Annotated in this window: 22 protein-coding genes; 9 read left to right on the top strand and 13 right to left on the bottom strand. The window is 70.3% G+C overall.

The window, feature by feature from the left end:
• Positions 1 to 91: 91 nt before the first annotated feature.
• Together ACWFR3_RS43385 and ACWFR3_RS43380 are read right to left on the bottom strand one after the other, a co-directional pair.
• Positions 92 to 1,099: an SDR family NAD(P)-dependent oxidoreductase gene (locus ACWFR3_RS43385; RefSeq protein ID WP_453740209.1), complete on the bottom strand. Its 1,008-nt coding sequence runs from the start codon at positions 1,097 to 1,099 to the stop codon at positions 92 to 94.
• Positions 1,096 to 2,277, bottom strand: coding sequence for a UDP-N-acetylglucosamine--N-acetylmuramyl-(pentapeptide) pyrophosphoryl-undecaprenol N-acetylglucosamine transferase (locus ACWFR3_RS43380; protein WP_453740208.1), 1,182 nt, complete (start codon positions 2,275 to 2,277; stop codon positions 1,096 to 1,098). Before ACWFR3_RS43380 ends, ACWFR3_RS43385 begins: the two co-directional genes overlap by 4 nt.
• A 246-nt stretch (positions 2,278 to 2,523) precedes the next feature.
• Here ACWFR3_RS43380 and ACWFR3_RS43375 point away from each other — a divergent pair, with 246 nt between their 5' ends.
• Positions 2,524 to 3,228, top strand: a complete 705-nt coding sequence (locus ACWFR3_RS43375) for a response regulator transcription factor (protein ID WP_453740207.1) — start codon at positions 2,524 to 2,526, stop codon at positions 3,226 to 3,228.
• Positions 3,225 to 4,610: a sensor histidine kinase gene (locus tag ACWFR3_RS43370; RefSeq protein WP_453740206.1), complete on the top strand. Its 1,386-nt coding sequence runs from the start codon at positions 3,225 to 3,227 to the stop codon at positions 4,608 to 4,610. The genes ACWFR3_RS43375 and ACWFR3_RS43370 overlap by 4 nt, the downstream gene beginning before the upstream one ends.
• A 16-nt stretch (positions 4,611 to 4,626) precedes the next feature.
• Here the strand turns inward: ACWFR3_RS43370 and ACWFR3_RS43365 are convergent, their stop codons facing one another.
• The 5 genes from ACWFR3_RS43365 to ACWFR3_RS43345 form a co-directional block, all read right to left on the bottom strand.
• Positions 4,627 to 5,727 carry an alpha/beta fold hydrolase gene (locus tag ACWFR3_RS43365; RefSeq protein ID WP_453740205.1) on the bottom strand — a complete coding sequence of 367 codons (1,101 nt, stop codon included), beginning with the start codon at positions 5,725 to 5,727 and terminating at the stop codon, positions 4,627 to 4,629.
• Between the two features lie 240 nt (positions 5,728 to 5,967).
• On the bottom strand, positions 5,968 to 7,668 hold the full coding sequence (locus ACWFR3_RS43360; RefSeq protein WP_453740204.1) for an acyl-CoA mutase large subunit family protein: 1,701 nt from the start codon (positions 7,666 to 7,668) through the stop codon (positions 5,968 to 5,970).
• 189 nt (positions 7,669 to 7,857) lie between these two features.
• Complete coding sequence (locus tag ACWFR3_RS43355) at positions 7,858 to 8,190, bottom strand: DUF3817 domain-containing protein (protein WP_453740203.1); 333 nt, start codon at positions 8,188 to 8,190, stop codon at positions 7,858 to 7,860.
• 101 nt (positions 8,191 to 8,291) lie between these two features.
• Entirely contained in the window at positions 8,292 to 8,801 is a 510-nt protein-coding gene (locus ACWFR3_RS43350; protein ID WP_453740202.1) for a MarR family winged helix-turn-helix transcriptional regulator, read from the bottom strand.
• A 10-nt stretch (positions 8,802 to 8,811) separates the two neighbouring features.
• Positions 8,812 to 10,137: an MFS transporter gene (locus ACWFR3_RS43345; protein ID WP_453740201.1), complete on the bottom strand. Its 1,326-nt coding sequence runs from the start codon at positions 10,135 to 10,137 to the stop codon at positions 8,812 to 8,814.
• An 83-nt stretch (positions 10,138 to 10,220) separates the two neighbouring features.
• Between ACWFR3_RS43345 and ACWFR3_RS43340 the strand changes: the two genes are divergently transcribed.
• Together ACWFR3_RS43340 and ACWFR3_RS43335 are read left to right on the top strand one after the other, a co-directional pair.
• Positions 10,221 to 11,204 carry a DUF5937 family protein gene (locus ACWFR3_RS43340; RefSeq protein WP_453740200.1) on the top strand — a complete coding sequence of 328 codons (984 nt, stop codon included), beginning with the start codon at positions 10,221 to 10,223 and terminating at the stop codon, positions 11,202 to 11,204.
• Positions 11,205 to 11,328: 124 nt separating this feature from the next.
• Positions 11,329 to 12,360, top strand: a complete 1,032-nt coding sequence (locus ACWFR3_RS43335; RefSeq protein WP_453740199.1) for a glycoside hydrolase family 6 protein — start codon at positions 11,329 to 11,331, stop codon at positions 12,358 to 12,360.
• A 22-nt stretch (positions 12,361 to 12,382) separates the two neighbouring features.
• Here ACWFR3_RS43335 and ACWFR3_RS43330 read toward each other — a convergent pair whose 3' ends face one another.
• From ACWFR3_RS43330 to ACWFR3_RS43315, 4 genes are all read right to left on the bottom strand, one after another.
• Positions 12,383 to 14,341, bottom strand: a complete 1,959-nt coding sequence (locus ACWFR3_RS43330) for a galactose oxidase-like domain-containing protein (protein WP_453740198.1) — start codon at positions 14,339 to 14,341, stop codon at positions 12,383 to 12,385.
• Positions 14,342 to 14,344: 3 nt separating this feature from the next.
• Entirely contained in the window at positions 14,345 to 16,159 is a 1,815-nt protein-coding gene (locus tag ACWFR3_RS43325; protein WP_453740197.1) for a glycosyltransferase family 2 protein, read from the bottom strand.
• 239 nt (positions 16,160 to 16,398) lie between these two features.
• Entirely contained in the window at positions 16,399 to 16,692 is a 294-nt protein-coding gene (locus ACWFR3_RS43320; RefSeq protein ID WP_135330232.1) for an MTH1187 family thiamine-binding protein, read from the bottom strand.
• Positions 16,689 to 17,033: a DUF3817 domain-containing protein gene (locus ACWFR3_RS43315; protein ID WP_453740196.1), complete on the bottom strand. Its 345-nt coding sequence runs from the start codon at positions 17,031 to 17,033 to the stop codon at positions 16,689 to 16,691. The genes ACWFR3_RS43320 and ACWFR3_RS43315 overlap by 4 nt, the downstream gene beginning before the upstream one ends.
• A 188-nt stretch (positions 17,034 to 17,221) precedes the next feature.
• Here ACWFR3_RS43315 and ACWFR3_RS43310 point away from each other — a divergent pair, with 188 nt between their 5' ends.
• The 4 genes from ACWFR3_RS43310 to ACWFR3_RS43295 all read left to right on the top strand — a co-directional run bounded on the left by ACWFR3_RS43310 (position 17,222) and on the right by ACWFR3_RS43295 (position 19,914).
• Positions 17,222 to 17,860 carry an AIM24 family protein gene (locus ACWFR3_RS43310; RefSeq protein ID WP_365860681.1) on the top strand — a complete coding sequence of 213 codons (639 nt, stop codon included), beginning with the start codon at positions 17,222 to 17,224 and terminating at the stop codon, positions 17,858 to 17,860.
• Position 17,861: 1 nt separating this feature from the next.
• Positions 17,862 to 18,512 carry an AIM24 family protein gene (locus tag ACWFR3_RS43305; protein ID WP_453740195.1) on the top strand — a complete coding sequence of 217 codons (651 nt, stop codon included), beginning with the start codon at positions 17,862 to 17,864 and terminating at the stop codon, positions 18,510 to 18,512.
• An 8-nt stretch (positions 18,513 to 18,520) separates the two neighbouring features.
• Complete coding sequence (locus ACWFR3_RS43300; RefSeq protein WP_453740210.1) at positions 18,521 to 19,318, top strand: AIM24 family protein; 798 nt, start codon at positions 18,521 to 18,523, stop codon at positions 19,316 to 19,318.
• Between the two features lie 119 nt (positions 19,319 to 19,437).
• Complete coding sequence (locus ACWFR3_RS43295; RefSeq protein ID WP_453740194.1) at positions 19,438 to 19,914, top strand: MarR family winged helix-turn-helix transcriptional regulator; 477 nt, start codon at positions 19,438 to 19,440, stop codon at positions 19,912 to 19,914.
• A 21-nt stretch (positions 19,915 to 19,935) separates the two neighbouring features.
• Here ACWFR3_RS43295 and ACWFR3_RS43290 read toward each other — a convergent pair whose 3' ends face one another.
• Positions 19,936 to 21,387, bottom strand: a complete 1,452-nt coding sequence (locus tag ACWFR3_RS43290; protein WP_453740193.1) for a sensor histidine kinase — start codon at positions 21,385 to 21,387, stop codon at positions 19,936 to 19,938.
• Positions 21,384 to 22,052, bottom strand: a complete 669-nt coding sequence (locus ACWFR3_RS43285; RefSeq protein WP_453740192.1) for a response regulator transcription factor — start codon at positions 22,050 to 22,052, stop codon at positions 21,384 to 21,386. The genes ACWFR3_RS43290 and ACWFR3_RS43285 overlap by 4 nt, the downstream gene beginning before the upstream one ends.
• Before the next feature lie 145 nt (positions 22,053 to 22,197).
• On the opposite strand from ACWFR3_RS43285, the gene ACWFR3_RS43280 reads away from it, so the two are divergent.
• Complete coding sequence (locus ACWFR3_RS43280; protein ID WP_453740191.1) at positions 22,198 to 22,908, top strand: PepSY domain-containing protein; 711 nt, start codon at positions 22,198 to 22,200, stop codon at positions 22,906 to 22,908.
• Positions 22,909 to 23,002: the final 94 nt, after the last annotated feature.

Genomic DNA, 23,002 nt, shown 5'->3' with positions numbered 1-23,002 from the left:
CCCGATTACCCAGGATCACGGGTGGGCGGGAGGGGAACATCCGCCGCGAAGCGGCGGGACAGGGGCCGTCCCACCGGCCCGCAGGTGAAGCTCAGACCTGATAGCGGTCGGCAGCGAACAGGTGCAGGTTCTCCGCGACCCAAGCGGACGTCCGCTTCAAGCCCTCGCTCAAGGAAACCGACGGAGTCCACCCCGCCCACTCCCGCGCCCTGGAGTTGTCCGAGAGGAGCCGCTGGACCTCACTGCCCGAGGGACGCAGGCGCGACGGGTCGACGACCACCTCCGCCTCGCGGCCGGACGCCGCGATCAGGGCTTCCGCCAGGTCACCGATGGAAATCTCCTGGCCCACCCCGAGATTCACCGCATGCCCCAGCGCCGCCTCGCACGCCGCGAGCGCCATGAAGCCCCGCGCGGTGTCCGTCACGTACGTGAAATCCCGCGTGGGCGTCAGCGAGCCCAGCTTGATCTCCCGCGCACCGGCGTGCAGTTGGGCCAGGATCGTGGGAATCACCGCGCGGGCCGACTGCCGCGGCCCGTACGTGTTGAAGGGCCGCACCACCGTCACCGGCAGCTCGAACGCGTGGAAGTGGGACAGCGCCATCATGTCGGCGCCGATCTTCGACGCGGAGTACGGGGACTGCGGCTGGAGCGGGTGCTCCTCGGAGATGGGAGCGGTCAGCGCGGTCCCGTACACCTCGCTGGTGGACGTGTGGACGAGCCGCCGCACCGAGTGCCGCCTGCACGCCTCCGCGACGTTCTCGGTGCCGACGACGTTCGTCTGGACGTAAGCGCCGGGAGAGTCGTACGAGTACGGGATGCCGATCAGCGCGGCCAGGTGGAAGACGGTGTCGCAGCCCGCCACCGCGTCCATCACGCGCCCCGCGTCCCGTACGTCGCCCGCGAGCATCTCGACCCGCGGGTCCCCGAGGAGATGCGCGAGGTGCCCCTTCTCCGCGTACGGCTTGTAGTGCACGAAGGCGCGGACCTTCGCCCCCTGCTCCAGGAGCAGGTCGACGAGCGTCGAGCCGATGAAGCCCTCCGCCCCGGTGACGAGGACGGTGCGGCCGGTCCAGCCGAAGGTGCCGTCGATGCTGCTCATGCGTACTCCAAGTGCGTTGTGTGGTGGGTGAGTTGAATGACCCGCTCGGCGAGCAGGTCCGCGGCCCGCGCGTGCGGGCCCGGATCGGCCGCCCCGCTCATCGCGGCGAGCCGCGCCGGGTCGGCGAGCAGCGGTCCGACGAGTTCCGCGAGCCGCGCCGCCGTCGTCTCGCCGTCGGCAAGGAGCAGCCCAGCGCCCGCGTCGGAGAGGACCCGCGCGTTGTGGGTCTGGTGGTCGCCGGGGGCGTGCGGGTAGGGGACGAGGACGGCGGGCACCCCGGTGGCGGCGAGTTCGGCGACGGTCGCCGAACCGGCCCGGCAGACGACCAGGTCGGCGGCGGCGTACGCGAGGTCCATCCGGTCCAGGTAGGGAACGGCGCGGGCCGTCGCCTCCACGCCCGCCTCCGCGAGACGCCGCCGTGTCTCGTCGAGAGCCGCGGGCCCGGTCTTGATGAGCAGCTGCACGTCGTCGCGGTGCCGCCAGCGCGCGGCGAGCCCCACGGCCGCCTCGGTGAGACGGGCCGCGCCGAGACTGCCGCCGTTGAAGAGCAGCAGCCGGGCCGCGTCCGGAACCCCGTACTCCCGGCGGGCCTCGGCCCGCAGCGCACGCCGGTCGAGCGCGGCCAGGGGCGCCGCGATGGGCATCCCGGTGGTGTACGCGTGCTCGCCGCCCGGCAGATGCTCCCGGCTGCGGTCGAAGGCGACGGCGATGTTAGGGGTGAGGCGGGCGGCGAAGCGGTTGGCGCGGCCGGGGACGGCGTTGGACTCGTGGATGAGGCTCGGAAGACCGGCCATCCTGGCGCCGACGATGACGGGAGCGCTGGGGTAACCGCCCATCCCGACGGCGACCTGCGCGCCCTGCTCCCGCAGGATCGCCCGGCACTGGGCGCCGGACTTCACCAGCGCCGCAGGCAGGAGGAACCGCTTGGCGCCGAGCGACGGGTCGAACGGGATCATGTCGACGGTGTGGAGTCGGTAACCGGCGTCCGGTATCAGCCGGGTCTCCAGGCCCCGCCGCGTACCGACGAAGGAGACGACCGCCCCCGGCACGGCCCGCCGCAGGGCGTCGGCGAGGGCCAGCCCCGGATAGATGTGCCCGCCGGTGCCGCCCGCGCCGATGACGACGGAGAGAGGGGCACCGGCCCCTGCCCCGGGAGTTCGCATATCGGGTGTTCGCATGGCAATGGAGCATCACGAGCAGGTCTAAGAGGGTTTTAAGAGCCGCGTTTGGCACCTTGGGTCCATGAGATCTACGAGGACCGGGCAGCGGGCCTGCCGCCCCCGTTGTGGGCACCCGACCCGCCCCCGCCGTGGGCTGCTGGGCCGCTCCCGTTGTGGGCAGGCGTTCCGCAGGGCGGAACGGGTGGGCACAACGCACCACTTCCGGGCGCAGACGAACCAGGCGTCCAACAAGACGGGCCCGACGTGACAACGACCCCCGCGCCCAAGATCCTCGTCGTGGACGACGACCCCGAGGTCCGCGCAGCGGTAGAGGACGCCCTCACGATCGAGGGCCACGCCGTCCGCGGCGCCGCGGACGGCAGCCGCGCGCTCAGCGCCATCGCCCGCTGGGAGCCGGACCTCGTCGTCCTGGACGTCATGATGCCGGTCCTGAGCGGCCTCGCCGTATGCCGCCAGCTGCGCGCCGCAGGCGACCGCACCCCCGTCCTCGTCCTCACCGCCCTCGGCTCCGTCAGCGAACGCGTCGACGGCCTCGACGCGGGCGCCGACGACTACCTGGTCAAGCCCTTCGCCCTCGACGAACTCGTCGCCCGCGTCCGCGCCCTCCTGCGCCGCGCGGCGCCCGAGCCGCACTCCCCCGCCGACGGCGACGGCCTCGCGTACGCCGATCTGGTCCTGGACCCGGCGACCCGCACCGGCCGCCGCGGCCACCGCGCGGTCGAGTTCAGCCGCACCGAATTCACCCTGCTCGAACTGCTCCTGCGCAACGCGGGTCAGGTGCTTCCGCGCGAGCTCATCCAGGAGTCGGTCTGGGGACGCGACTTCGGGCCCGACTCCAACTCCCTCGCGGTGTACGTCGGTTACCTGCGCCGCAAGCTGGAGGCGGGCGGCGAGCCACGCCTCGTACACACCGTGCACGGCGTCGGCTACCGGCTCGGCAGCCCGTGAGCGCCCGGCGCAGGCTCGGCGCCCGGTGGCGGCGCAGGCGCCCGCTGCGCACCCGCCTCGCGCTCGCCGCGGCGGCGGCCGTCGCCCTGGTCGCGGTCGGGGTGTGCGTGGCCGCATTCCTCGTCATCCGCTTCAAGCTCTACCAGCAACTCGACCAGAACCTCGCCCAGTCGGCGAGCCTCATCGCCCAGCAGCGGAATTTCGACAACGAGCCGGGCGTCGTCACGGGCGAGTGCCGTTTCCTCGGCGCCCCCGCCTGCTCGCAGATCGTCCCCGCCGACCCGGCGGACGACCCCGCGAAGCCGTATCTGCTCCCGGTCGCCCCCTCCACCCGTGAGGTCGCGAGCGGCAAGAGGGCGCCGTACTACACGAGCCTCACGCTGCACGGCAGGCCGACCCGGATGTACACCACCCACTACGGCAAGGGCGACGCCGTGCAGGTCGCCCTGCGCGCCGACATCGCGGAGCGCGGGGTACGGCAGGCCGCCGGGCTCCTGTCCGCGGTGGGCGGCGCCGGAGTGCTTCTGTCGGGGCTCGGCGGCTACTGGGTCTCGCGCACCGGTCTCGCACCGGTGGCCCGCCTCACCGCCACGGCCGAACGCATCACGGCGACCCGCGACGCCCGCCACCGCATCGAGCTGCCGCCGGGGCCGCCGGGCCGCGAGGACGAGGTGACCCGCCTCGCCGCGTCGTTCAACGCGATGCTGGCCGAGCTGGAGAAGTCGGTCACCGCGCAGCGGCGCCTGGTCGCCGACGCCTCGCACGAGCTGCGTACGCCACTGACCGCGCTGCGTACGAACGCCGAACTCCTCGCCCGCGCCGACCGGTTGACCGACGCCCAGCGCGAGCGGGCGTCCGGCGCCCTCGGCCGCCAGCTCCGCGAAGTCACCGGCATGGTCAACGACCTGATCGAGCTGGCCCGCGACGAGGAGCCGCAGCCCCTCCTGGAGCAAGTACGGCTCGCTCCCCTGGTCGCCCACGTCGTGGACGCGGCGCGCGGCCACTGGCCGCAGGTGCCGTTCACGCTCCAGGTGGCGCCGGAAGCCGACGGCACCAGCATCCCCGGCGTCCCGGCCCGCCTCTCCCGCCTCGTCACCAACCTCGTGGACAACGCGGCCAAGTTCAGTCCGCCGGGCACCCCGGTGGAGGTCGCCCTCACTCCTGCCGCCCTGACGGTCCGCGACCACGGGCCCGGCATCGCGGAGGAGGACCTGCCGTACGTCTTCGACCGCTTCTACCGCGCGGAGAAGGCCCGCGCCCTGCCGGGCTCGGGCCTCGGCCTCGCGATGGCCCGCCAGATCGCCCACGCGCACGGCGCGGAACTCTCGGCGGAGGGGGCACCGGGCGGGGGCGCGCTGTTCAGACTGACGCTGCCCGGCTAACCGTCCTCAGCCGTCCTCAGTTGTTCTTCCAGGCGCAGCTGCCCAGCGTGGCCTTGTCCTTGGCGACGAGGCGGTCCGCTTCCCCCGCGGGCAGGACGCGGGTGTGCTTGCCGCGGCAGATGACCGTGCGGTCGCCGTGCCCGGCCAGGTCGACCAGGATCTGGTCCCAGTGGCGGTACTGCACGTCGTGCCCGGAGTCCGCGTACGTCCGCACCTTCGCCTTGCCCGGCAGCGCGTCCTGCCAGGTCTTGAGGGTCGTCGGCGGGACGGTGGTGTCCTTCTTGCCGCCGTAGAGGTACACGGGGGCGTCGAGCTTCTTCAGGTCCGGGCCCGGACGGCCGCAGTACAGCTTCTGCTCGTGCACCTGCGGCGCGGGGTCCGCCTGCTGGCCGCGCTGGTTGTAGGTCCGCGCGCCTTCCTCGTACGCCGTGTCGGCGAAGCCCGGTATCGACTTCACGGGGCTGTCGTCCGGGAACGCCCACCACTTGCGCGGGTCCTTGATGGAGTCCTTCACGGTGTCGGCGAGCTCGTCGTCGGACATCGAGCAGTACTCGGGCTTCGTGCCGTAGGGCGGCAGGGCAGCGGCGAGGTGCAGGGCCGATACGCGCTCGGGGGCGCGTCCGGCGAGCTCCGCCGCGTAGGGGCCGCCGCCGGAGATCGCGATCACGCTCACGTCGTCGACGCCGAGCTTGTCGAGGACTGCGAGGGTGTCGTCGGCGAAGTCCGCCTTGCCGAGCTTCTCGTCGTACTCCGTGTCACCGAAGCCGTTGCGCTCGACGGAGATCAGGCGCAGGCCGAGGTCCTCGCGGGTCGACCGGAAGAAGTCCGTCATGTGCGCGGCACGGGCGCTCGTGCCGGTGCCGCCTATGAAGAGGACGGGCTTGCCCTTCTTGTTCCCCGTGTCGGAGTAGTGGGCCGTCCGGCCGTTCGAGAGCTTCGCCGCGTGCACCGCGGGGCCGAGCGAGTCGAAGGCGTCCTGGACCTTCGGCTCCGCGGGCGGGCTCGCACTGACCTCACCCGATCCATAGACCGTCAGCGCACCGAGAAGCGTGAGCGTGGCGGCTCCGATGGCGATCACAGCGGTACGAGTGGGGCCGGGCAGGCTCACGGGTGACACAGGGTGACTCCAGGGGCAGGACGGTTGGACGGGCGGCGCCTACCCAGCCCCGTGCATCTGACACCCACATTTTTCGGACGAGTTTCCAGGGACGCCAGATGAGCCCCCGAAGGGGCGCGGGGAACTGCGCGACCAGCCACAACGGGCCGGCAGATCCCCCGGGCCCCGTAAGGGGCGCGGGGAACTGCGCGACCAGCCAAAACGAACCCGCAGATCCCCACGCACCACAAACAACCCGAACTAGAACCCCGGCGGCTCGGTATAAATCCCCCACTCATCCCGCAGGGCCCCGCAGATCTCCCCCAGCGTCGCCTCCGCGCGAACCGCCTCCAGCATGGGGGCGATCATGTTCGACCCGTCGCGGGCGGCAACCAGCATCGCTGAAAGCGAGGCACGAACCCGCGCATCGTCCCGCGCGGAGCGCCGCGCACCAAGGACCTTGATCTGCTCCCGCTCCACCTCGTGAGAGACCCGCAGGATCTCCAGATCGCCGGTGACGGACCCGTGGTGGACGTTCACGCCCACGACGCGCTTGTCGCCCTTCTCCAGGGACTGCTGGTACTGGAACGCCGACTCGGCGATCTCCCCGGTGAACCAGCCGTCCTCGATGCCGCGCAGGATGCCCGAGGTGATCGGCCCGATCGGGTGCTGCCCGTCCGGGTGGGCGCGACGCCCCCGCTCCTTGATCTGCTCGAAGATCTTCTCGGCGTCGGCCTCGATGCGGTCGGTGAGCTGCTCGACGTACCAGGAGCCGCCGAGCGGGTCCGCCACATTGGCGACGCCCGTCTCCTCCATGAGCACCTGCTGCGTGCGAAGCGCGATCTCGGCGGCCTGCTCGCTCGGCAGGGCGAGGGTCTCGTCGAGGGCGTTCGTGTGCAGGGAGTTCGTGCCGCCGAGGACCGCGGAGAGGGCCTCGACAGCGGTCCGTACGACGTTGTTGTACGGCTGCTGGGCCGTCAGCGAGACACCCGCCGTCTGCGTGTGGAAGCGCAGCCACTGGGCCTTGTCGGTCTGCGCGCCGTACACGTCGCGCATCCAGCGGGCCCAGATCCGGCGCGCGGCACGGAACTTGGCGATCTCCTCGAAGAAGTCCAGGTGCGCGTCGAAGAAGAAGCTGAGTCCTGGCGCGAAGACGTCCACGTCCATGCCGCGGCTCAGGCCGAGTTCGACGTACCCGAAGCCGTCCGCGAGGGTGTACGCGAGCTCCTGCGCGGCCGTCGCCCCGGCCTCGCGGATGTGGTAGCCGGAGACCGAAAGGGGCTTGTACGCGGGGATGTCCCGCGCGCAGTGCTCCATCAGGTCGCCGATGAGGCGCAGGTGCGGCTCGGGCTGGAAGAGCCACTCCTTCTGTGCGATGTACTCCTTGAAGATGTCCGTCTGGAGCGTGCCGTTCAGGACGGCCGGGTCGATGCCCTGCCGTTCGGCGGCGACCAGATACATGCAGAAGACGGGGACGGCGGGCCCGGAGATGGTCATCGACGTCGTGACGTCACCGAGCGGGATGTCCTTGAACAGGACCTCCATGTCGGCGGCCGAGTCGATGGCGACCCCGCAGTGCCCGACCTCGCCGAGGGACTGGGGCTCGTCGGAGTCGCGGCCCATCAGGGTCGGCATGTCGAAGGCCACGGAGAGTCCGCCGCCGCCCGCGGCCAGGATCATCTTGTAGCGCTCGTTCGTCTGCTCGGCGTTGCCGAAGCCGGCGAACTGGCGGATGGTCCAGGTCCGGCCGCGGTAGCCGGTGGGGTGGAGTCCGCGCGTGAAGGGGTATTCGCCGGGCCATCCGATCCGCTCGAATCCCTCATAGGCGTCCCCGGGGCGTGGCCCGTAGACCGGCTCGACCGGGTCGCCGGAGAGCGTGGTGAAATCCGCGTCGCGCTTCTTCGCGGTGTCGTACCGGGCCTGCCAGCGACGGCGGCCCTCCTCGATGGCGTCAGCGTCCATACCTTCGAATTTACTAGGACGTCCTAGTAAATGTCGAGGCGCTGCGACATTAGCTGCTCCGCAGCGGGGCCACGGGTATGTCCGTGGCGGGGCTTCGAGGCGAGGGACGGGCCCCGTAAGGGGCGCGGGGAACTGCGCGACCAGCCCCCACCGGCCCGCAGGTCCGTCACCGCACTCCCAGCGGAGCGCTTACGCCTTCACGGTGGCCGGGGAGCCGTCGACGATCAGCGGCTCGACCTCGCGCACGACCTTGCGCTCGACGAAGAACGCGGCGGTGGGGATGGTGCCGGAGACGAGCACCCAGAGCAGCTTCCCGAACGGCCACTTCGCCTTGGAGCCCAGGTCGAAGGCGAAGATCAGGTAGATGATGTAGAGCACGCCGTGGACCTGGGAGACGACCAGGGTCAGACCCTCGCCCTTGTCGAACCCGTACTTGAACACCATGCAGGTGCACAGCACGAGCAGCATGACGGCGGTGACGTAGGCCATCACCCGGTAACGGGTCAGCACGGATCGCTTCATGCCTACGAGCGTATCGGCCCGTTTTGCGCGATCTTCGGGCGGCCCCGGAACAAGCGGAACACAGGAGTCTGCCGCTCCCCCACCGCGCCTCCGCCGTACCCCTACTGCTCCTCGAAATCCGCCGCGGCCACCCGCAGCGGCCGCAGCATCGCGAAGATCTCCGCGCACTCCTCGGCGTCGTACACACCGAGCCCGAAGTCCATGGCCATCAGCTCGCGAGTGGCCGACTCGACGACCTCGCGGCCCTTCTCCGTGATGGAGGCGAGCGTGCCGCGCCCGTCGTTCGGGTTGGGGCGCTTGTCGACCAGACCGGACTTGACCAGGCGGTCGACAGTGTTGGTGACGGACGTGGGGTGAACCATCAGACGCTCGCCGATCTTCGACATCGGCAACTCGCCCGCCTGCGAGAACGTGAGGAGGACCAGCGCCTCGTACCGCGCGAAGGTCAGTCCGTACGGCTTGACGACCGCGTCGACCTCGCCCAGCAGGATCTGGTGCGCCCGCATGATCGAGGTGATCGCGCCCATCGCCGGTACGGATCCCCAGCGCTGCTTCCAGAGCTCGTCGGCGCGGGCGATGGGATCGAAGGGAAGGCTGAGCGGCTTCGGCACGCCAAAGACCTTACCCGCCGGTCACATGGTGGTCAGCCCCGTCTCGCAATTCGGTCGATTGTTCCCGCGGACCGTCGGATGCGCCGTGCGTCGCCGTACGGTGCGTGGCGCGGGCCTCGGCCGCGAGGGCGAGGCAGCAGAGCGTGCCGAGGACACCCGACGCCGTGACGACGGTGCTCACCGCGAAGAACTCCGCCGCGAGGCCGGCGAGCGCCATCCCGACGCCCTGGATCGTCATGAGCCCCGCCGTGTGCACGGTCATGGCCCGCCCGCGCAGCTCCTGGGGCACCGCGTCCACGAACCACCGGTCGACGCCCAGCGTGTACGCGGATCCGGCGCCGGCGAGGGCGAGGGCGAGCATCGCCCACAGGAGGCCGGGCGTGAGGGCGTACACCGTGAGCGGGAGCAGGGTGAACGAGGCGAGCGGCAGGGCGATGCGGGCCCGCGTGGTGGCGGAGAGCGCGGACCCGGCGTATAGCTCCGCCGCGATCGTGCCGACCGGCAGCGCGCACATCAGGAGTCCGACGCCCGCGACACCGACGCCGATCTGGTCGGCGTAGGGAGCGGCGAGGGCCTCCGGGGCGACCATGAACATGGGCGGCGCCCACAGGAGGAGCAGCAGGGACCTGATCCGCCGGTCGCCGAGCACGTGCCGCGTGCCGCTGAGCGAGTACTTCATCAGCGCGGCCCCGGCGCCTTCGCGCGCGGGCCTGCGTCGCGTCCCGCACCGCAGGAGCAGCGCGGAGACGGCGAACGTGCAGACGGTAATGAGGAGCGCCCCGCGCGGCGGGACGACGGTGAGCAGGACGCCGCCGAGCCCGAACCCGACGAGCACGGAGCTCTGCGAGACGATCCGGAGCAGGGAACGCCCGAGGACGAACAGGTCCCCGTCGCCGAGGATGCCGGTGAGGGTGGCCATCCGCGTCCCGTTGAACACGGGCGACACGACGGCGATCACGCACCGCAGCGCGAGCAGCCCGAAGACGGGCGTGGCCGGCACGGCCATGAGGGCGGCGCATCCGGCACACACCACGTCGCACAGCACGAGCACCCGCCGCGCCGGATAGCGGTCGGCGATCCCGGAGAGCAGAGTTCCGCCCACGAGATAGGGGAGCATCCCGAGCGCGAAGGTGAGCGCGCTGAGCAGGGGCGATCCGGTGAGCCCGTAGACGAGCACGGTGAGCGCGACCTCGCTGACGACGACGCCGAGCAGCGAGAAGGCGTGGGCGAGGAAGACGGCGCGGAACTCGCGGATCGTGAAGAGGCGGAGGTAGCCGGTGGGTTCGGGGGCGGGTGCGGCGACGGGTTCGGGGGTGGTGGGGTTCTCTTCGGACATGCCCGCACCCTGCACGCGCGCGTGCCCCTCGCCCTAAAGTTTCGGTGCCAGGCGAATGTCGAGGACCGCGAGGGGGTGGATCCGTGCCGAACCGGCTGCACTTCGGGCCCGATGATCTCTTGCGCTGCCGGTTCGCCGTCTCGCCCCTGTGGGAGACGCAGGAAGCCGTACGCACCCTGAAGCGGCCCGACCGGCACGGCTACCACCCGCAGTGGCTGCGGCGGATACGCGGGGCGAGTGCCGGGCTCGAACTCGAAGCGCTGTGGCTGCTCATGCCGTCGCGCGGCTACAGCCCGGACTTCATCGGCCCTCCACCCATCGGCCCCGCCGCCACCTTCGAGGAGGAGATCGCGGCCGTGCGCGCGGCCGACCCCGAGGCCGTACGGAACGAGCTGGTGCGGGCGCTCGCCAGCACGGCAGGGGCCGCCGAATCTCCCCCGGGGCGGGCGCTGCTCGCCGATCCCGCACGCGCGGTGCGGGATCTCGCCGACGCCATGGAGGCCGCCTGGCACACCCTGGTCGAGCCGGACTGGCCCCGGCTGCGCGCGCTCCTGGAGGCGGACGTCGCCTTCCATTCGCGGCGGCTCGCGGAGGTCGGCCTCGGCGCCCTTGTCGCCGAGCTCGACCCGAGGTTCACGTGGGCCGCGGAGACACTGACCGTCGCGCGGCGGGACAACCACGTGCGGCATCTGGCGGGGCAGGGCCTGGTCCTGATGCCCAGCGTCTTCGCCTGGCCGGACGTGGTGGGCGGCCACGATCCGCCGTGGCAGCCGACCCTGGTCTATCCCGCGCGCGGCATCGCCGGGCTGTGGACCGAGCCGAGCGACCGTACCTCCGAGGCGCTCGTACGGCTCCTGGGGCGGGGCAGGGCGACCGTCCTTGCCGCGCTCGCCGACCCCGCCACCACGTCGGCGCTCGCCCATCGTCTGGGGCTCGCCCCCTCGTCGGTCTCCGCGCACCTCGGTGCCTTGCGGGGCGCGGGGCTCCTCGTCTCGCGGCGGTACGGGCATCAGGTGCTGTACGAGCGCACGCCGCTCGGCATCGCGCTGGCCGGCGGGGGCGTCTGACGGAGTCCGGCCCGCTCGGCAGTGCGCACGCCGCTCGGCATCCGGGTCCGGCCCGGTGTCGCAACCATGGGCGATTGGGCCGTTATGTAACGATTGCCGCCCACCCGTCGCCCAAGGGGGCTGGATGCACCGGCTGCTCCGTACGTTCACCGCACTCACGGCCCTCACGGCCATCGGACTCACGGCAGGGTGCTCCTCCGACTCCGGCACGAAGGACAAGGAGCGGACGGCCGCCGAGGCCGGCGCCACGACCGGCGCCGCCAAGAAGGCCTCGCAGAGCGCCTTCTGGGTGGACCCGGACAGCGCCGCCGCCCGGCAGGTGCGGCAGTGGGAGCAGGAGGGCCGCACGCAGGACGCCGACGCGCTGAAGCGGATCTCCGAGCAGCCCCTCGCGGTGTGGCCCGCGGGCGACGACCCGGCCCCGGACATCAAGGCCGCCGTCGACGGTGCCGCAGGGAGTGACCGCACCGCCGTACTGGTCGCGTACAACATCCCGCACCGCGACTGCGGCCAGCACTCCGCGGGCGGCGCGCACAGCTCGGACTTCTACCGGCAGTGGATCGACAAGTTCGCCGGCGCCATCGGCGACAAGTCCGCCGTCGTCGTCCTGGAGCCGGACGCCGTCGCGCACATCGTGGACGGCTGCACCCCGGCCGAGTACCACGCCGAGCGCTCCTCACTGCTCTCCGAAGCGATCGAGCGGCTCAAGCGGCAGCCCCGGGTGAAGGTCTATCTGGACGCGGGCAATCCGGGGTGGATCAACCAGGCGGACAAGCTCACCGAACCGCTCACGCAGGCCGGGATCGCGCGGGCGGACGGCTTCGCCCTGAACGTGTCGAACTTCCAGAGCGACGCGACCATCAAGGCGTACGGCCGCAGCCTCTCCGGGACGGTGGGCGGCAAGCACTTCGTGATGGACACCAGCCGCAACGGCAAGGGCCCGCTCTCCGGTGACCGCGAGGACGCCTGGTGCAATCCGCCGGGGCGCGGTCTGGGCACTCCGCCCACGGACAAGACCGGTGACGACCTCCTCGACGCGGCCCTGTGGATCAAGCGGCCCGGCGACTCGGACGGACCGTGCCGGGGCGGCCCGGCGGCGGGCCAGTGGTGGCCCGACTACGCGCTCGGTCTCGCACGCAACGCCAAGGCCGCCTGACCGTACGGTTCAAGAGATCCGGCTACTTCACGTGGATCCACTTCGCCTCTGACGAAGAGCCGTCCTGGTCCGTCACGAACAGCATGTACCAGCCCGGCGGAACGAGGGCGGTGTCGTCCCTGGGCACGTCCACCGTCACCTCGCCCTTGCCCTTGGTGAGCCCGAGGGCGATCGACCGCTGCTCGACGTCCGTCGTGTGCGTCACCGCGCTGGGGCGCATCAGACGGGCCGACGCGATCTTGCCGGGGCTCTTGGTCCGGAACGTCGCACGGCCGTCCGCCGCGAGCTCCTCCGGGCCCTCGCCCAGGACCGGCCGGTTCTCGCCCGCCTTGTGCAGCGTGGGCGGCGTGAAGACCTCCATGCGCTGCTCGAAGTGGCCGAGCTTGGTGTTCTGCCGGTTGTCGTAGAGCGGGTCCGAACCGAAGGTGACGACCCGACCGTCGGGCAGGAGCAGTGCCTCGGAGTGGTAGTTGCGGCCCACCACGGGGTCTGCCGCCGCGCGGAAGCTGTTGCTCTTGGGGTCGTAGAACTGCGCCTTGTGGATGTTGCTCCCGCCGCGGCCGCGGTAGTCCCCGGAGCCGTTGGACGTGAACACCGAGTCGTCCGGCAGGATCACGCTGTTCAGATAGCGGGTGCCCTGCGGGAGATCGGGCCCGGTCTTGAAGGCGGGGCTGTCCTCCTTGAGGTCGACCACGGCCGTGCGCGGGGTCGCCTTGTCGGACTCGCCGACGCCTCCGCCGCCCAGGATCATCACCTTCTGGTCCTGGGCCGGGGGCAGCAGGACGGACGCGGACGTCTCGGTCTGGTCGAGGTCGACGAGGCCGGGGATCTTGTCGAACTTGTTGGTCTTCAGGTCCCAGAGACCGGGTTCACGGCCCTTGTCGGCGGGTCCGTAGCCGGCGTTCGACGCCGGGTAGAAGAGCTTGCCGCCCTTGGTGAGGAAGAGCGCGGGGTAGGTCGGGAAGTAGCGCTTGGGGCCGTCGGTCCACTTCTTGGTCTTCGGGTCGTAGATCTCGTTGTCGCCCGGGTCGATCATGCCCACGTCGTCGAGACCGGAGACCGCGAGCACCTTACCGTCGTCGAGTCCGACGAGGGTGGGGTACCAGCGGGCCTTCTCCATGGGCTCCACGGGAATGTACTTCTCGGCCTTCGGGTCGAACTCGTACGCCGCCCTGATCCCCTGGAAGTCCTGCTTGTCCATGGTGATCTTCTCGGCGATCCCGTAGGCGTTGTCGGCGTCCTTGCCGGTGAGGCCCTCGATCTCGTACTGCGCGGACTTCTTGGTGACGAACTCCTCGCCGTCCCTCGCGCCTTCCACGAAGACGCGTGCCTCGCTCGCCTTGACCGTCGTCTTCCAGGGCTTCATCACACCGGACTTGGAGTACGTGATCTCGTAGTCCCGCTTGGCCTTGGGGACCTTCACGTCGAATCTGCTGACGTACTCCACGCCCGACGGCGAGCGGAAACGGGTGCCCTTCTTGAGGACGAGGGGCTTGTCGGGGTTCTCGTTCTTGACGCGCATGCCGCCGCCGGCCCGGTTGATCTCGCCGTCGAGGAGTTCGTAGCGCGCCGTGCCGCCCGCGACCAGGAGGCGGCCGTCGGGGAGTTGGGCGTGTCCGGAGCAGAAGAAGTCCTCCGGGGTCGCGACCTTCTTGAAGGTGTCCTTCTTCGGGTCCCAGAGGATCGTGTCGAACGACCCGGCGTCGAACTTCTTCTGCTCGTTCCCGGAGCCCGCGACGATCAGGACCTTCCCCGTGTGCAGGAGCGCGGCGTGGATGGCGTTGGTGCGGAACTCGTCGGGGATGCCGATCTGCTGCCAGGAGCCGTACTTGGCCTTGTAGCCGGGCTGGGCGATCTTGTACGCGTGGTACTTCTCCTCGGCGAAGGAGAGCGCCGCCGGTGCGTTGAGTCCTACGAGCAGGACGCCCGCGCCGACGCCCAGGAGCGTCTTCTTGGTGCGCTTGGAGGGCCGGTAAGCCATGGGTCAGTTACCTCCAGTCGTCGTACCGGTGGCGAACGCCGGCTCCGGCTCGCCGTCGGCGCCCGCGGTCGCGAGGCCTTCCGCGTCCTGCCTGCCGCGCTGCCGCGCCCGCTCGCGGACCTCGCCGCGCGCCTTGCGTGCGCGACGCTCCATGAGCAGCGAGAAGCTCCAGATCGCGATCGGGGCGAGCGAGATGGCCAAGGCGAGGACGGCCCAGGTGCGCATGGCCACATGGGTGTGGTCGAGCACGAAGGAGGCGACCAGCGAGCTGGAGAGGACGGCCGCCCAGAAGAGGTGGATCCGGAAGGTGAGCACCCGGTCCGGGCTCGCGTCGCCGCCCTTGGGCGTGACCACGAAGCGGCTCGGGCGGCGCACGAGGGCGGCGCCGAGCGATTTGGCGTAGATGGGCGCGGAGAGCGCGGACATCGCCATGCCGGCGAGGCCTCCGGAGCCCTCCGGTTCGTGCGGGGACACGTTGTGGCGGCGGTTCCAGAGGTAGAGGCCGATCTGGAGCGCTGCCGCGTCGCTGTAGAGCATCAGCCAGACGGATGCGGCGACCTGGGTGCCGGACGCGCCGAACCAGAGGAAGAGGACGCAGCTGAGCACGCCCAGCAGCCAGTTGACCGCCGTCATGGGGTAGTAGACGAGCATCATCGTGTACGAGAAGAGACGGCCGGGCGGCATCGTGAACGGTGCCTTCCAGAACTGCTTGAACAGCGTCTCGTACGTCCCGCGCGACCAGCGCATCTGCTGGGTGAAGAAGTCCGTCCAGGAGGCGGGGCCCTCGCCGACGGCGAGCACGTCCGGGGTGTAGACGGAGCGCCAGTGACGCCTGGTGGCGGGGTTCTTGTGGCGGTGCAGCTCGAAGCCGGTCGCCATGTCCTCGGTGATGGAGTCGTACAGGCCGCCGACCTGGCGGAGCGCCCGGATGCGTACGACGTTGTTGGTGCCGACGAACATGGGCGCGCGGTAGCAGTTGCCCGCGCGCTGGATCAGGGCGTGGAAGAGGAACTGCTGGGACTCGGCGGCCTTGGTGACGGGGCTGTCGTAGTTCCCGTACACCTGGGGTCCGACGACGAACGCCACGTCCTCGTCACGGAAGTAGCCCATCATCCGCTCCAGGAAGTTGGGGAGCGGGACGTGGTCGGTGTCCACGGAGGCGAAGAAGTCGTAGTCGCCGCCGTGCATCGCGAGCCAGGCGTTGTAGTTGCCGTGCTTGGTGCGGGCCTTGTGGACACCCTTCTCGCGGTTCCACTCGGGGACGCCGTTGCGGGTGAAGTGGCGTACGCCGAGTTCCGCGCAGAGCGCCTTCGCCTCGCCGTCGTCGCCCTCGTCGAGGAGCCAGACGTCGAGGGGGCCGGTGTGCTGTATCCGCATGGCCCCTTCGAGGGTGGCGCGGACCATGGTGAGGGGTTCCTTGCCGGGTACGTACGTCGTGAGGAAGGCGACGCGGGTGCCGGGTTCGGGGGTGACCGGGATCGGGTCCCTCGCCACCATCGTCGCGTGGGCGATCGAGATGACGTTGACGAGCATGAAGAGCTCGATCAGGCCGATCGCCGCGAGCATCGTGATGTCGAGACCGATGAGCCAGCGATCGCCGCCCTCGCGTTCCGTCCAGTGGGTCGGCCAGACGAGGTAGACGAGCAGGAGGCCGGTGAGGACGGGCGCGAGTGTCATCAGGATGACGGCCCGTATTCGGTGGGGCTCGCTGGAGAGAAGCTTGTTGTACTGCACCCGATAGCGGTCGCCGTCGTCCGGCTCGGTGAGCGGACCGGCGAGTGTGCTGTGGGTGTCGTAGTCGTAGCCCTCCGGCCGCACAGCGCCTCCAGGTCGTGGGTGATCTGGCTCCGGCAGGTTCAGATGCGAACTAGCCGATACCCATACAAAAGTGGAGTTTTCCCGGCGTGTCGAACCGGATGCGTCCGTGCGAGGGGTTTTAACCTGAGCGGTTTGACTGGAGTTGCGGGGTGGCACGGGTTACGGGTCAAGAAGAAAGCCCCCGCCGGTCGGCGACCGGCGGGGGCTTCTCGCTGTGCGGGGCTTCTTGCTGTGCGGGGCTACTGGGAGAGGTGGCGCTCCACCGTCTCGACCTTCGACGTCATCCCGTCCGTCACTCCGGGGCGGATGTCCGCCTTCATGACGACGGAGACCCGTGGCGCCCGCGCCTCGACCGCCGCGACGGCGCGCTTGACGACGTCCATCACCTCGTCCCACTCGCCCTCGACGGAGGTGAACATCGCGTCGGTCCGGTTGGGCAGACCCGACTCGCGCACGACACGGACCGCGTCGGCGACGTACTCGCCCACGTCCTCGCCGACGCCGAGCGGGGTCACGGAGAAGGCGACGATCATGCGCCCACGACCCCTTCGCGGCGGGCGCGCGACGCGATCACGGCGGCCTCGGCCTCGCCCTTCAGCTTCCGCTCGGCGAAGAAGCCGCCGGTCGGCAGGACGGAAAGGATGAAGTAGAGGGCGGCCGTCTTCACGTTCCACTTCGTACGGTTCCAGGCGTCGAGCCAGAAGAGCACGTACAGGACGAAGAGCACACCGTGGACCATGCCCATCACCGGTACGGCGTTGAATTCCGTGGTCCGCTTGAGCACCGAGCAGACGATCAGGAGCAGGAAGGAGATGGCCTCGGGAGCCGAGACCAGGCGGAGGCGGCGGAGTGCGGAAGCGGTCTTGATGTCCACGGATCACCTTCGGAAGGGAGGCGGGGGCGAGGGGCGGGGCCGCTCGGCGGCATCGATCGATGCAACGATCTATCGATCTTGTGAATGCGCGCACAAGCGACCCCCATTGTGACACCGGGGTGTTCTCGGGGTTCGCTCAGGGGCCGTTGCCCTGTTCCGACCCCATATCCGACGGCTACCGTCGATACGTGGCAACGTTCCGACTGCAAGGCAGCAGGGTGCTCGCCGTGGACATGTCCGGCGACGCCGTCAAGGCGAAGAACGGCTCGATGGTCGCGTACGACGGCCAGATGGCCTTCAAAAAGATGACGGGCGGCGGCGAGGGCGTACGGGGCATGGTGACCCGCCGTCTCACCGGCGAGCAGATGACGGTGATGGAGGTGAAGGGGCACGGCACCTGTTGGTTCGCCGACCGGGCCACCGAGATCAATCTCGTGGCGCTGCACGGCGAGAAGCTCTTCGTCGAGGCCGGCAATCTCCTGTGCACGGACGCGGGCCTGCGCACCGGCACCCACTTCACCGGCGTCCGCGGCGCCTCACAGGGCAACGGCCTGTTCACCACGACCGTCGAGGGCTCGGGCCAGGCGGCGATCATGTCCGACGGCCCGGCGGTGGTGCTGCGGGTCAGCAGGCAGTATCCGCTGACGGTGGACCCCGGGGCGTATGTCGCGCACCAGGGCGACCTCCGCCAGAACCTCCAGTCGGGCGTCACTTTCCGTACGTTGCTCGGCGAGGGCGGCGGCGAGGCCTTCCAGATCCGCTTCGAGGGCGAGGGACTCGTCTACGTCCAGCCCAGCGAGCGGACGACGATCGCGGGGGACGTCTGACATGCCCTTCCGGGAGATCAATTCGAAGATGGTCGAGGCGACCGTCCTGCCGGGCCAGCGGCTGTACAGCCAGCGCGGCGCCATGCTCGCCTACAAGGGGGACGTCGCCTTCACCCCGAACATCCAGGGCGGCCAGGGCGGCCTGGCCTCCATGATCGGGCGCCGGGTCGCCAATGAGGCCACCCCTTTGATGACAGTCGAGGGCAGCGGCACGGTCCTCTTCGGGCACGGCGGCCACCACATCCAGGTGATCGGCCTCTCCGGGGACACCCTCTATGTGGAGGCGGACCGGCTGCTCGCCTTCGACGGGACGCTCCAGCAGGGCACGATGTTCATGGGCTCGCAGGGCGGCGTCATGGGCATGGTCCGCGGCCAGGTCACGGGACAGGGCCTCTTCACCACCACCCTCAAGGGCCATGGCTCGGTCGCCGTCATGGCGCACGGCGGCGTCATCGAGGTGCCGATCACCCCGCAGCGCCCGGTCCACGTCGACCCGCAGGCGTATGTGGCGCACCACGGCGACGTGCGCAACAAACTCTCCACGGCGCTCGGCTGGCGCGACATGGTGGGGCGGGGCTCGGGCGAGGCCTTCCAGCTGGAGCTGTCCGGGAGCGGTGCGGTCTACGTCCAGGCGTCGGAGGAGAAGCTGTGAACCCCTCAATGCCCGCGGGAGCCCCCGCGGTCCTCGACCCGATGTCGCTGCCGAGCGACGACAGCGTGAACGCGTACACCTTCTGCGTGGAGCTCAAGGGGAGCCAGTGGTTCCTGCAGAAGGGGAAGATGATCGCCTACTACGGGTCGATCGAGTTCAACGGCATCGGTCACGGCCGCCTGGACCGCCTGGTGCGCACGAGTTTTCATTCGCCCCTGCACGCGAGCGACTGGGTCGTGGCCGACGGCCAGGGCAAGATGCTCCTCGCCGACCGGGCCTTCGACGTGAATTCGTACGACCTCGAAGACGGCAACCTGACCATTCGCTCCGGCAACCTCCTCGCTTTTCAGCCAACTCTCGCGCTGAAGCAGTCCATCGTGCCGGGCTTCCTGACCCTGATCGGGACCGGAAAGTTCGTGGCCGCGTCGAACGGCCCGGTGGTGTTCATGGAACCGCCGATCCGGGTCGATCCACAGGCCCTGGTGGGCTGGGCCGACTGCCCTTCGCCCTGCCATCACTACGACCACGGATATCTCACCGGGGTCATCGGGGGCGTGCGGGCACTGACCGGGATCGGCGGAACCTCAGGTGAGGAGCACCAGTTCGAGTTCGTGGGCGCGGGCACGGTACTCCTGCAGTCCTCGGAGGCGCTCATGGCCGAGCAGGCGATGGGCGCGGTCCCGCAGCAGGCGGGAGTGCCGGGCGGCCAGGGCACACCGGGGCAGCACGGACAACGCGGCCAGCAGCCGGGGCAACCACGCCTTCCCGGACAACTGGGGGACCTCCAGCGTCGCTTCGGCCTGTGAGCGGTAGTCTGCAGAGTGTGACGGCGAACGTCTGTGCCCTTCCTTCACCAGGGGGCAAGAGGCGCGCGTCACACACCGACATTCGTTCACCTTTCAACTTCTTAGGTAGAATCGATTCCATGGAGACCGAGACGGCCCCGCAGTGGCTGACCAACGAGGAACAGTGCGCCTGGCGCACCCACGTGGAGGTCAACAGGATGCTGACCTATCAGCTCGAGAAAGACCTCCAGCCGTTCAACCTGACCATGAACGACTACGACATCCTCGTGCATCTCTCCGAATCGGAAGAGAAGCGGATGCGTATGAGCGACCTCGCGGCCGCCACGCTGCAGTCCAAGAGCCGCCTGTCCCATCAGATCACCCGCATGGAGAACGCGGGCCTGGTCCGCCGGGAGAACTGCGAGTCCGACCGGCGCGGGCTCTACACCGTCCTCACGGACGAGGGCATGGACACCATGCAGCGGGTCGCCCCGCACCACGTGGACTCCGTCCGCCGGCACTTCGTCGACCTGATCTCGCCCGAGGCGCTCGGCGAACTCCACAAGGCCCTGACCCCGATCGCGGAACACCTCCGCTCCCAGCGGGGCAAGCCCTGACCCGCACCGGCCGCACCGCCCTCACCGGGCGGCGGCCGGGACCCTGAGCTCGAAAAGCGCTCCCCCGCCGGGAGCCTCCCGGACCGTGAGGGTCCCGCCGTGGCGCGCGGCGACGTCGCGCGCGATGGCGAGACCGAGACCCGCACCGCCGTCATCCCTGGTGCGGGCGTCGTCGAGGCGGACGAAGCGCTCGAAGATCCGGTCGCGTTCGTCCGGCGGCACACCGTCTCCGTCGTCGGCGACCTCAAGGACCGCCCACCCGCCGTCGACGCGGGTGGTGACCGTGACGTGCGAGCTCGCGTGGCGCTGCGCGTTGTTCACGAGATTGCCGAGCACCCGGGCCAGCTGGCTACGGGATCCGGCGACCTCGGCGTTCTCCAGGTCCGTCCGGACATCGGCGCGGTCCCGGGTGCGCTGCGAAAGCTCCTCGCGGGCCAGGGCCGCCAGGTCCACATGCTTGTCGCCCGGCTTCTCGCCCGCGTCCAGGCGGGCAAGGAGGAGCAGGTCTGCGGCCAGTTCCTGAAGTCGTACGGTGTCCTCGACCGCGCCCTCCACGTCCAGCAACTCCGGGTGCGCCGCGCCCACTTCGAGCTGCGTGCGCAGGGAGGCGATGGGGCTGCGCAGTTCGTGCGAGGCGTCGGCAACGAAGCGGCGCTGGCGTTCGACCGAGGTCTGCAGGGCGGCGAGCGTCTCGTTCGTGGTCGTGGCCAGGCGCGCGATTTCGTCGTGCGTGTCCGGCTCGGGCACCCGGCGCGCGAGATCCTCGGACGCGGTGATCGCCGCCATCTCGGAGCGGATCGCGTCCACCGGGCGCAGGGCGCGGCGCGTCACCAGCCAGGTGACCCCGGCGATCACGGCCAGGAGCACCGGGAAGCCGATGAGCATGGATGTCAGCGCCGTGGACACCGCGCTCTGCTGCGCGGCGAGCGGGGCGCCCGCGTGGACGGTGAGGTCGCCCTTCGTCTCGGTGCTCACCTCGACCTCGGCGAAGCGGTAGTCCGCCGTCTCGCCGTCGACGGTGGCGGTGCCGGAGGTGACGGGCGGTTCGTCGTCGGAGACCTCCCCGAGTTCGGGAGCCTCGCTCTCGCTGTCGCCGTCGTCATCGCTGTCGCTGTCGCTGTCGCTGTCGCTCTTGGGGGGCGTGGACGCCGCAGGACCGGGCTTCACGGCGTCGACTCCCGTGCCGCTGATGCTCTGCAGGTCGTCGGTGGCGGCGACGAGGCGCCCTTTTCCGTCGACGATCTGGACCGGATGCTCCTCGTCGTCCAGGTCCAGATCGTCGTAGGGCGTGTTCCCGGCGAGCTGCGAGGCCACCCCGCGGGCGGCGGACTTGGCCTGGCCGCTCGCCTGGTCGATCAGGTTGGCGCGCAGCGAGAGCAGTACGGCGGCGCCGGCGGCGACCAGCGCGACGGCCACGACGAGGGTGGCCGCTGTGGTGGCCCGCGCCCTTACGGAACTGAAGAAGCGCTTCATCGGGGGGTCTCCAGGCGGTATCCGGCGCCGCGCACCGTCTTGATCAGCGGCGCCCCGAGCTTGCGCCGCAGGGCGCTGATGTACACCTCGACGATGTTGGGGTCCCCTTCGTAGGCGAAGTCCCAGACGTGTTCGAGGATGTCGCCCTTGGAGACCACCTCGCCGGCCCTCAGGACGAGCTGTTCGAGCACGGCGAACTCCTTCGCCGTCAGGGTCACTTCCTCCTCCTCGCCGCGGAAGACGCGACGGGCGGCGGTGTCGACCTTGAGATCGCCGAGGGTGTGGACGGGCGAAGGGCCGCCGTTGCCGCGGCGGCGCAGGAGCGCCTTCACGCGGGCCACGAGCACGACGTACGAGAAGGGCTTGGTGAGGTAGTCGTCGGCGCCCGTGTCGAGCCCTTCGGCCTCGTCGTACTCCCCGTCCTTGGCCGTGAGCATCAGGATCGGTACGTCGTGGCCCGCGGCGCGGAGAGTGGAGCAGACCCGGTAGCCGTTCATGCCGGGCAGCATGATGTCGAGGATGACCAGGTCGTACGTGCCCTCGCTCGCCCGGTGCAGTCCGTCGACGCCGTCGTGCACGACGTCCACGGCGTAGCCCTCGGCGGTCAGCCCCTTGGCCAGGGACAGGGCGAGACGCTTCTCGTCTTCCACGATCAACAGGCGCATGTGTTCAGGGTGGCAGAGCGAACCTGAAGAGTTCTTCAGGCGGCTTCAGGCTGGCTTCAGCATCGCTCAGCCAGATTGGTTCTTGTCGAAAGCGAACGGCAGCGGCCCACCGGCCGCAGAGCCACCGACTCGGGAGGAACCCCTCATGAAGCGCAACATCGTCATCGCCACCGTCGCAGCCCTGGCCCTCGTCGGGGGCGGCACCGCGACAGCGCTCGCCAGCAGCGGCGACGACGAGTCGTCGGCGGCCGCGAAGAAGTCGAGCGTTCAGCTGAAGGACGGCAACCGGGACAACGACCGTGACGACGACCGGTACGACGACGACCGGGACGACAACCGCGACGACGCCAGGGAGAACACCGCCGAGGTGAAGGCCACCAAGGTGACCGCGGCCGACGCGATCAAGGCGGCCCTGGCCGGCCAGTCCGGTACGGCGGTCTCCGCCGAGCTGGACGACGAGGACAACGGCGGCCTGGTCTGGGACGTCGACGTGCTCGGCAAGAACAGCACCTGGCACAGCGTGCAGGTCGACCCCGGCACCGGCAAGGTTCTGGGCTCGCACACCGAGCAGGACGAGGACGGCGACGCGGGCCGCGTGGCCGCGGCCCTGAAGGGTGCGTCCACCTCGGCACAGGACGCGGCGGAGGCCGCCGCCGCCAAGGGCACGGTGACGTCCGTGGACCTGGACGACGACGGTACGGCCGGCGCCTGGGACGCGGAGACGGCCGGCTCCAAGGGCGCGGAGTCCGACTGGAAGGTCGACCTGCAGTCCGGCAAGGTCACCGCGGACAAGTCCGACAGCCACGACGACGCGGATGACAACGACTCGGACGACGACTCCGACTCCGACGACTGACAACTCCCCCGCCCCCACGCGACAGCGAGCCGGGCACAAAAGCGCGGATGCCCGCTGGCCGGGCGGCGGCGCAGCACTAGCCGGTGTGCAGCAT

It is taken from the genome of Streptomyces sp. NPDC055189 (assembly GCF_053606765.1).
This window is presented reverse-complemented; position numbering and strand designations above follow the sequence as displayed.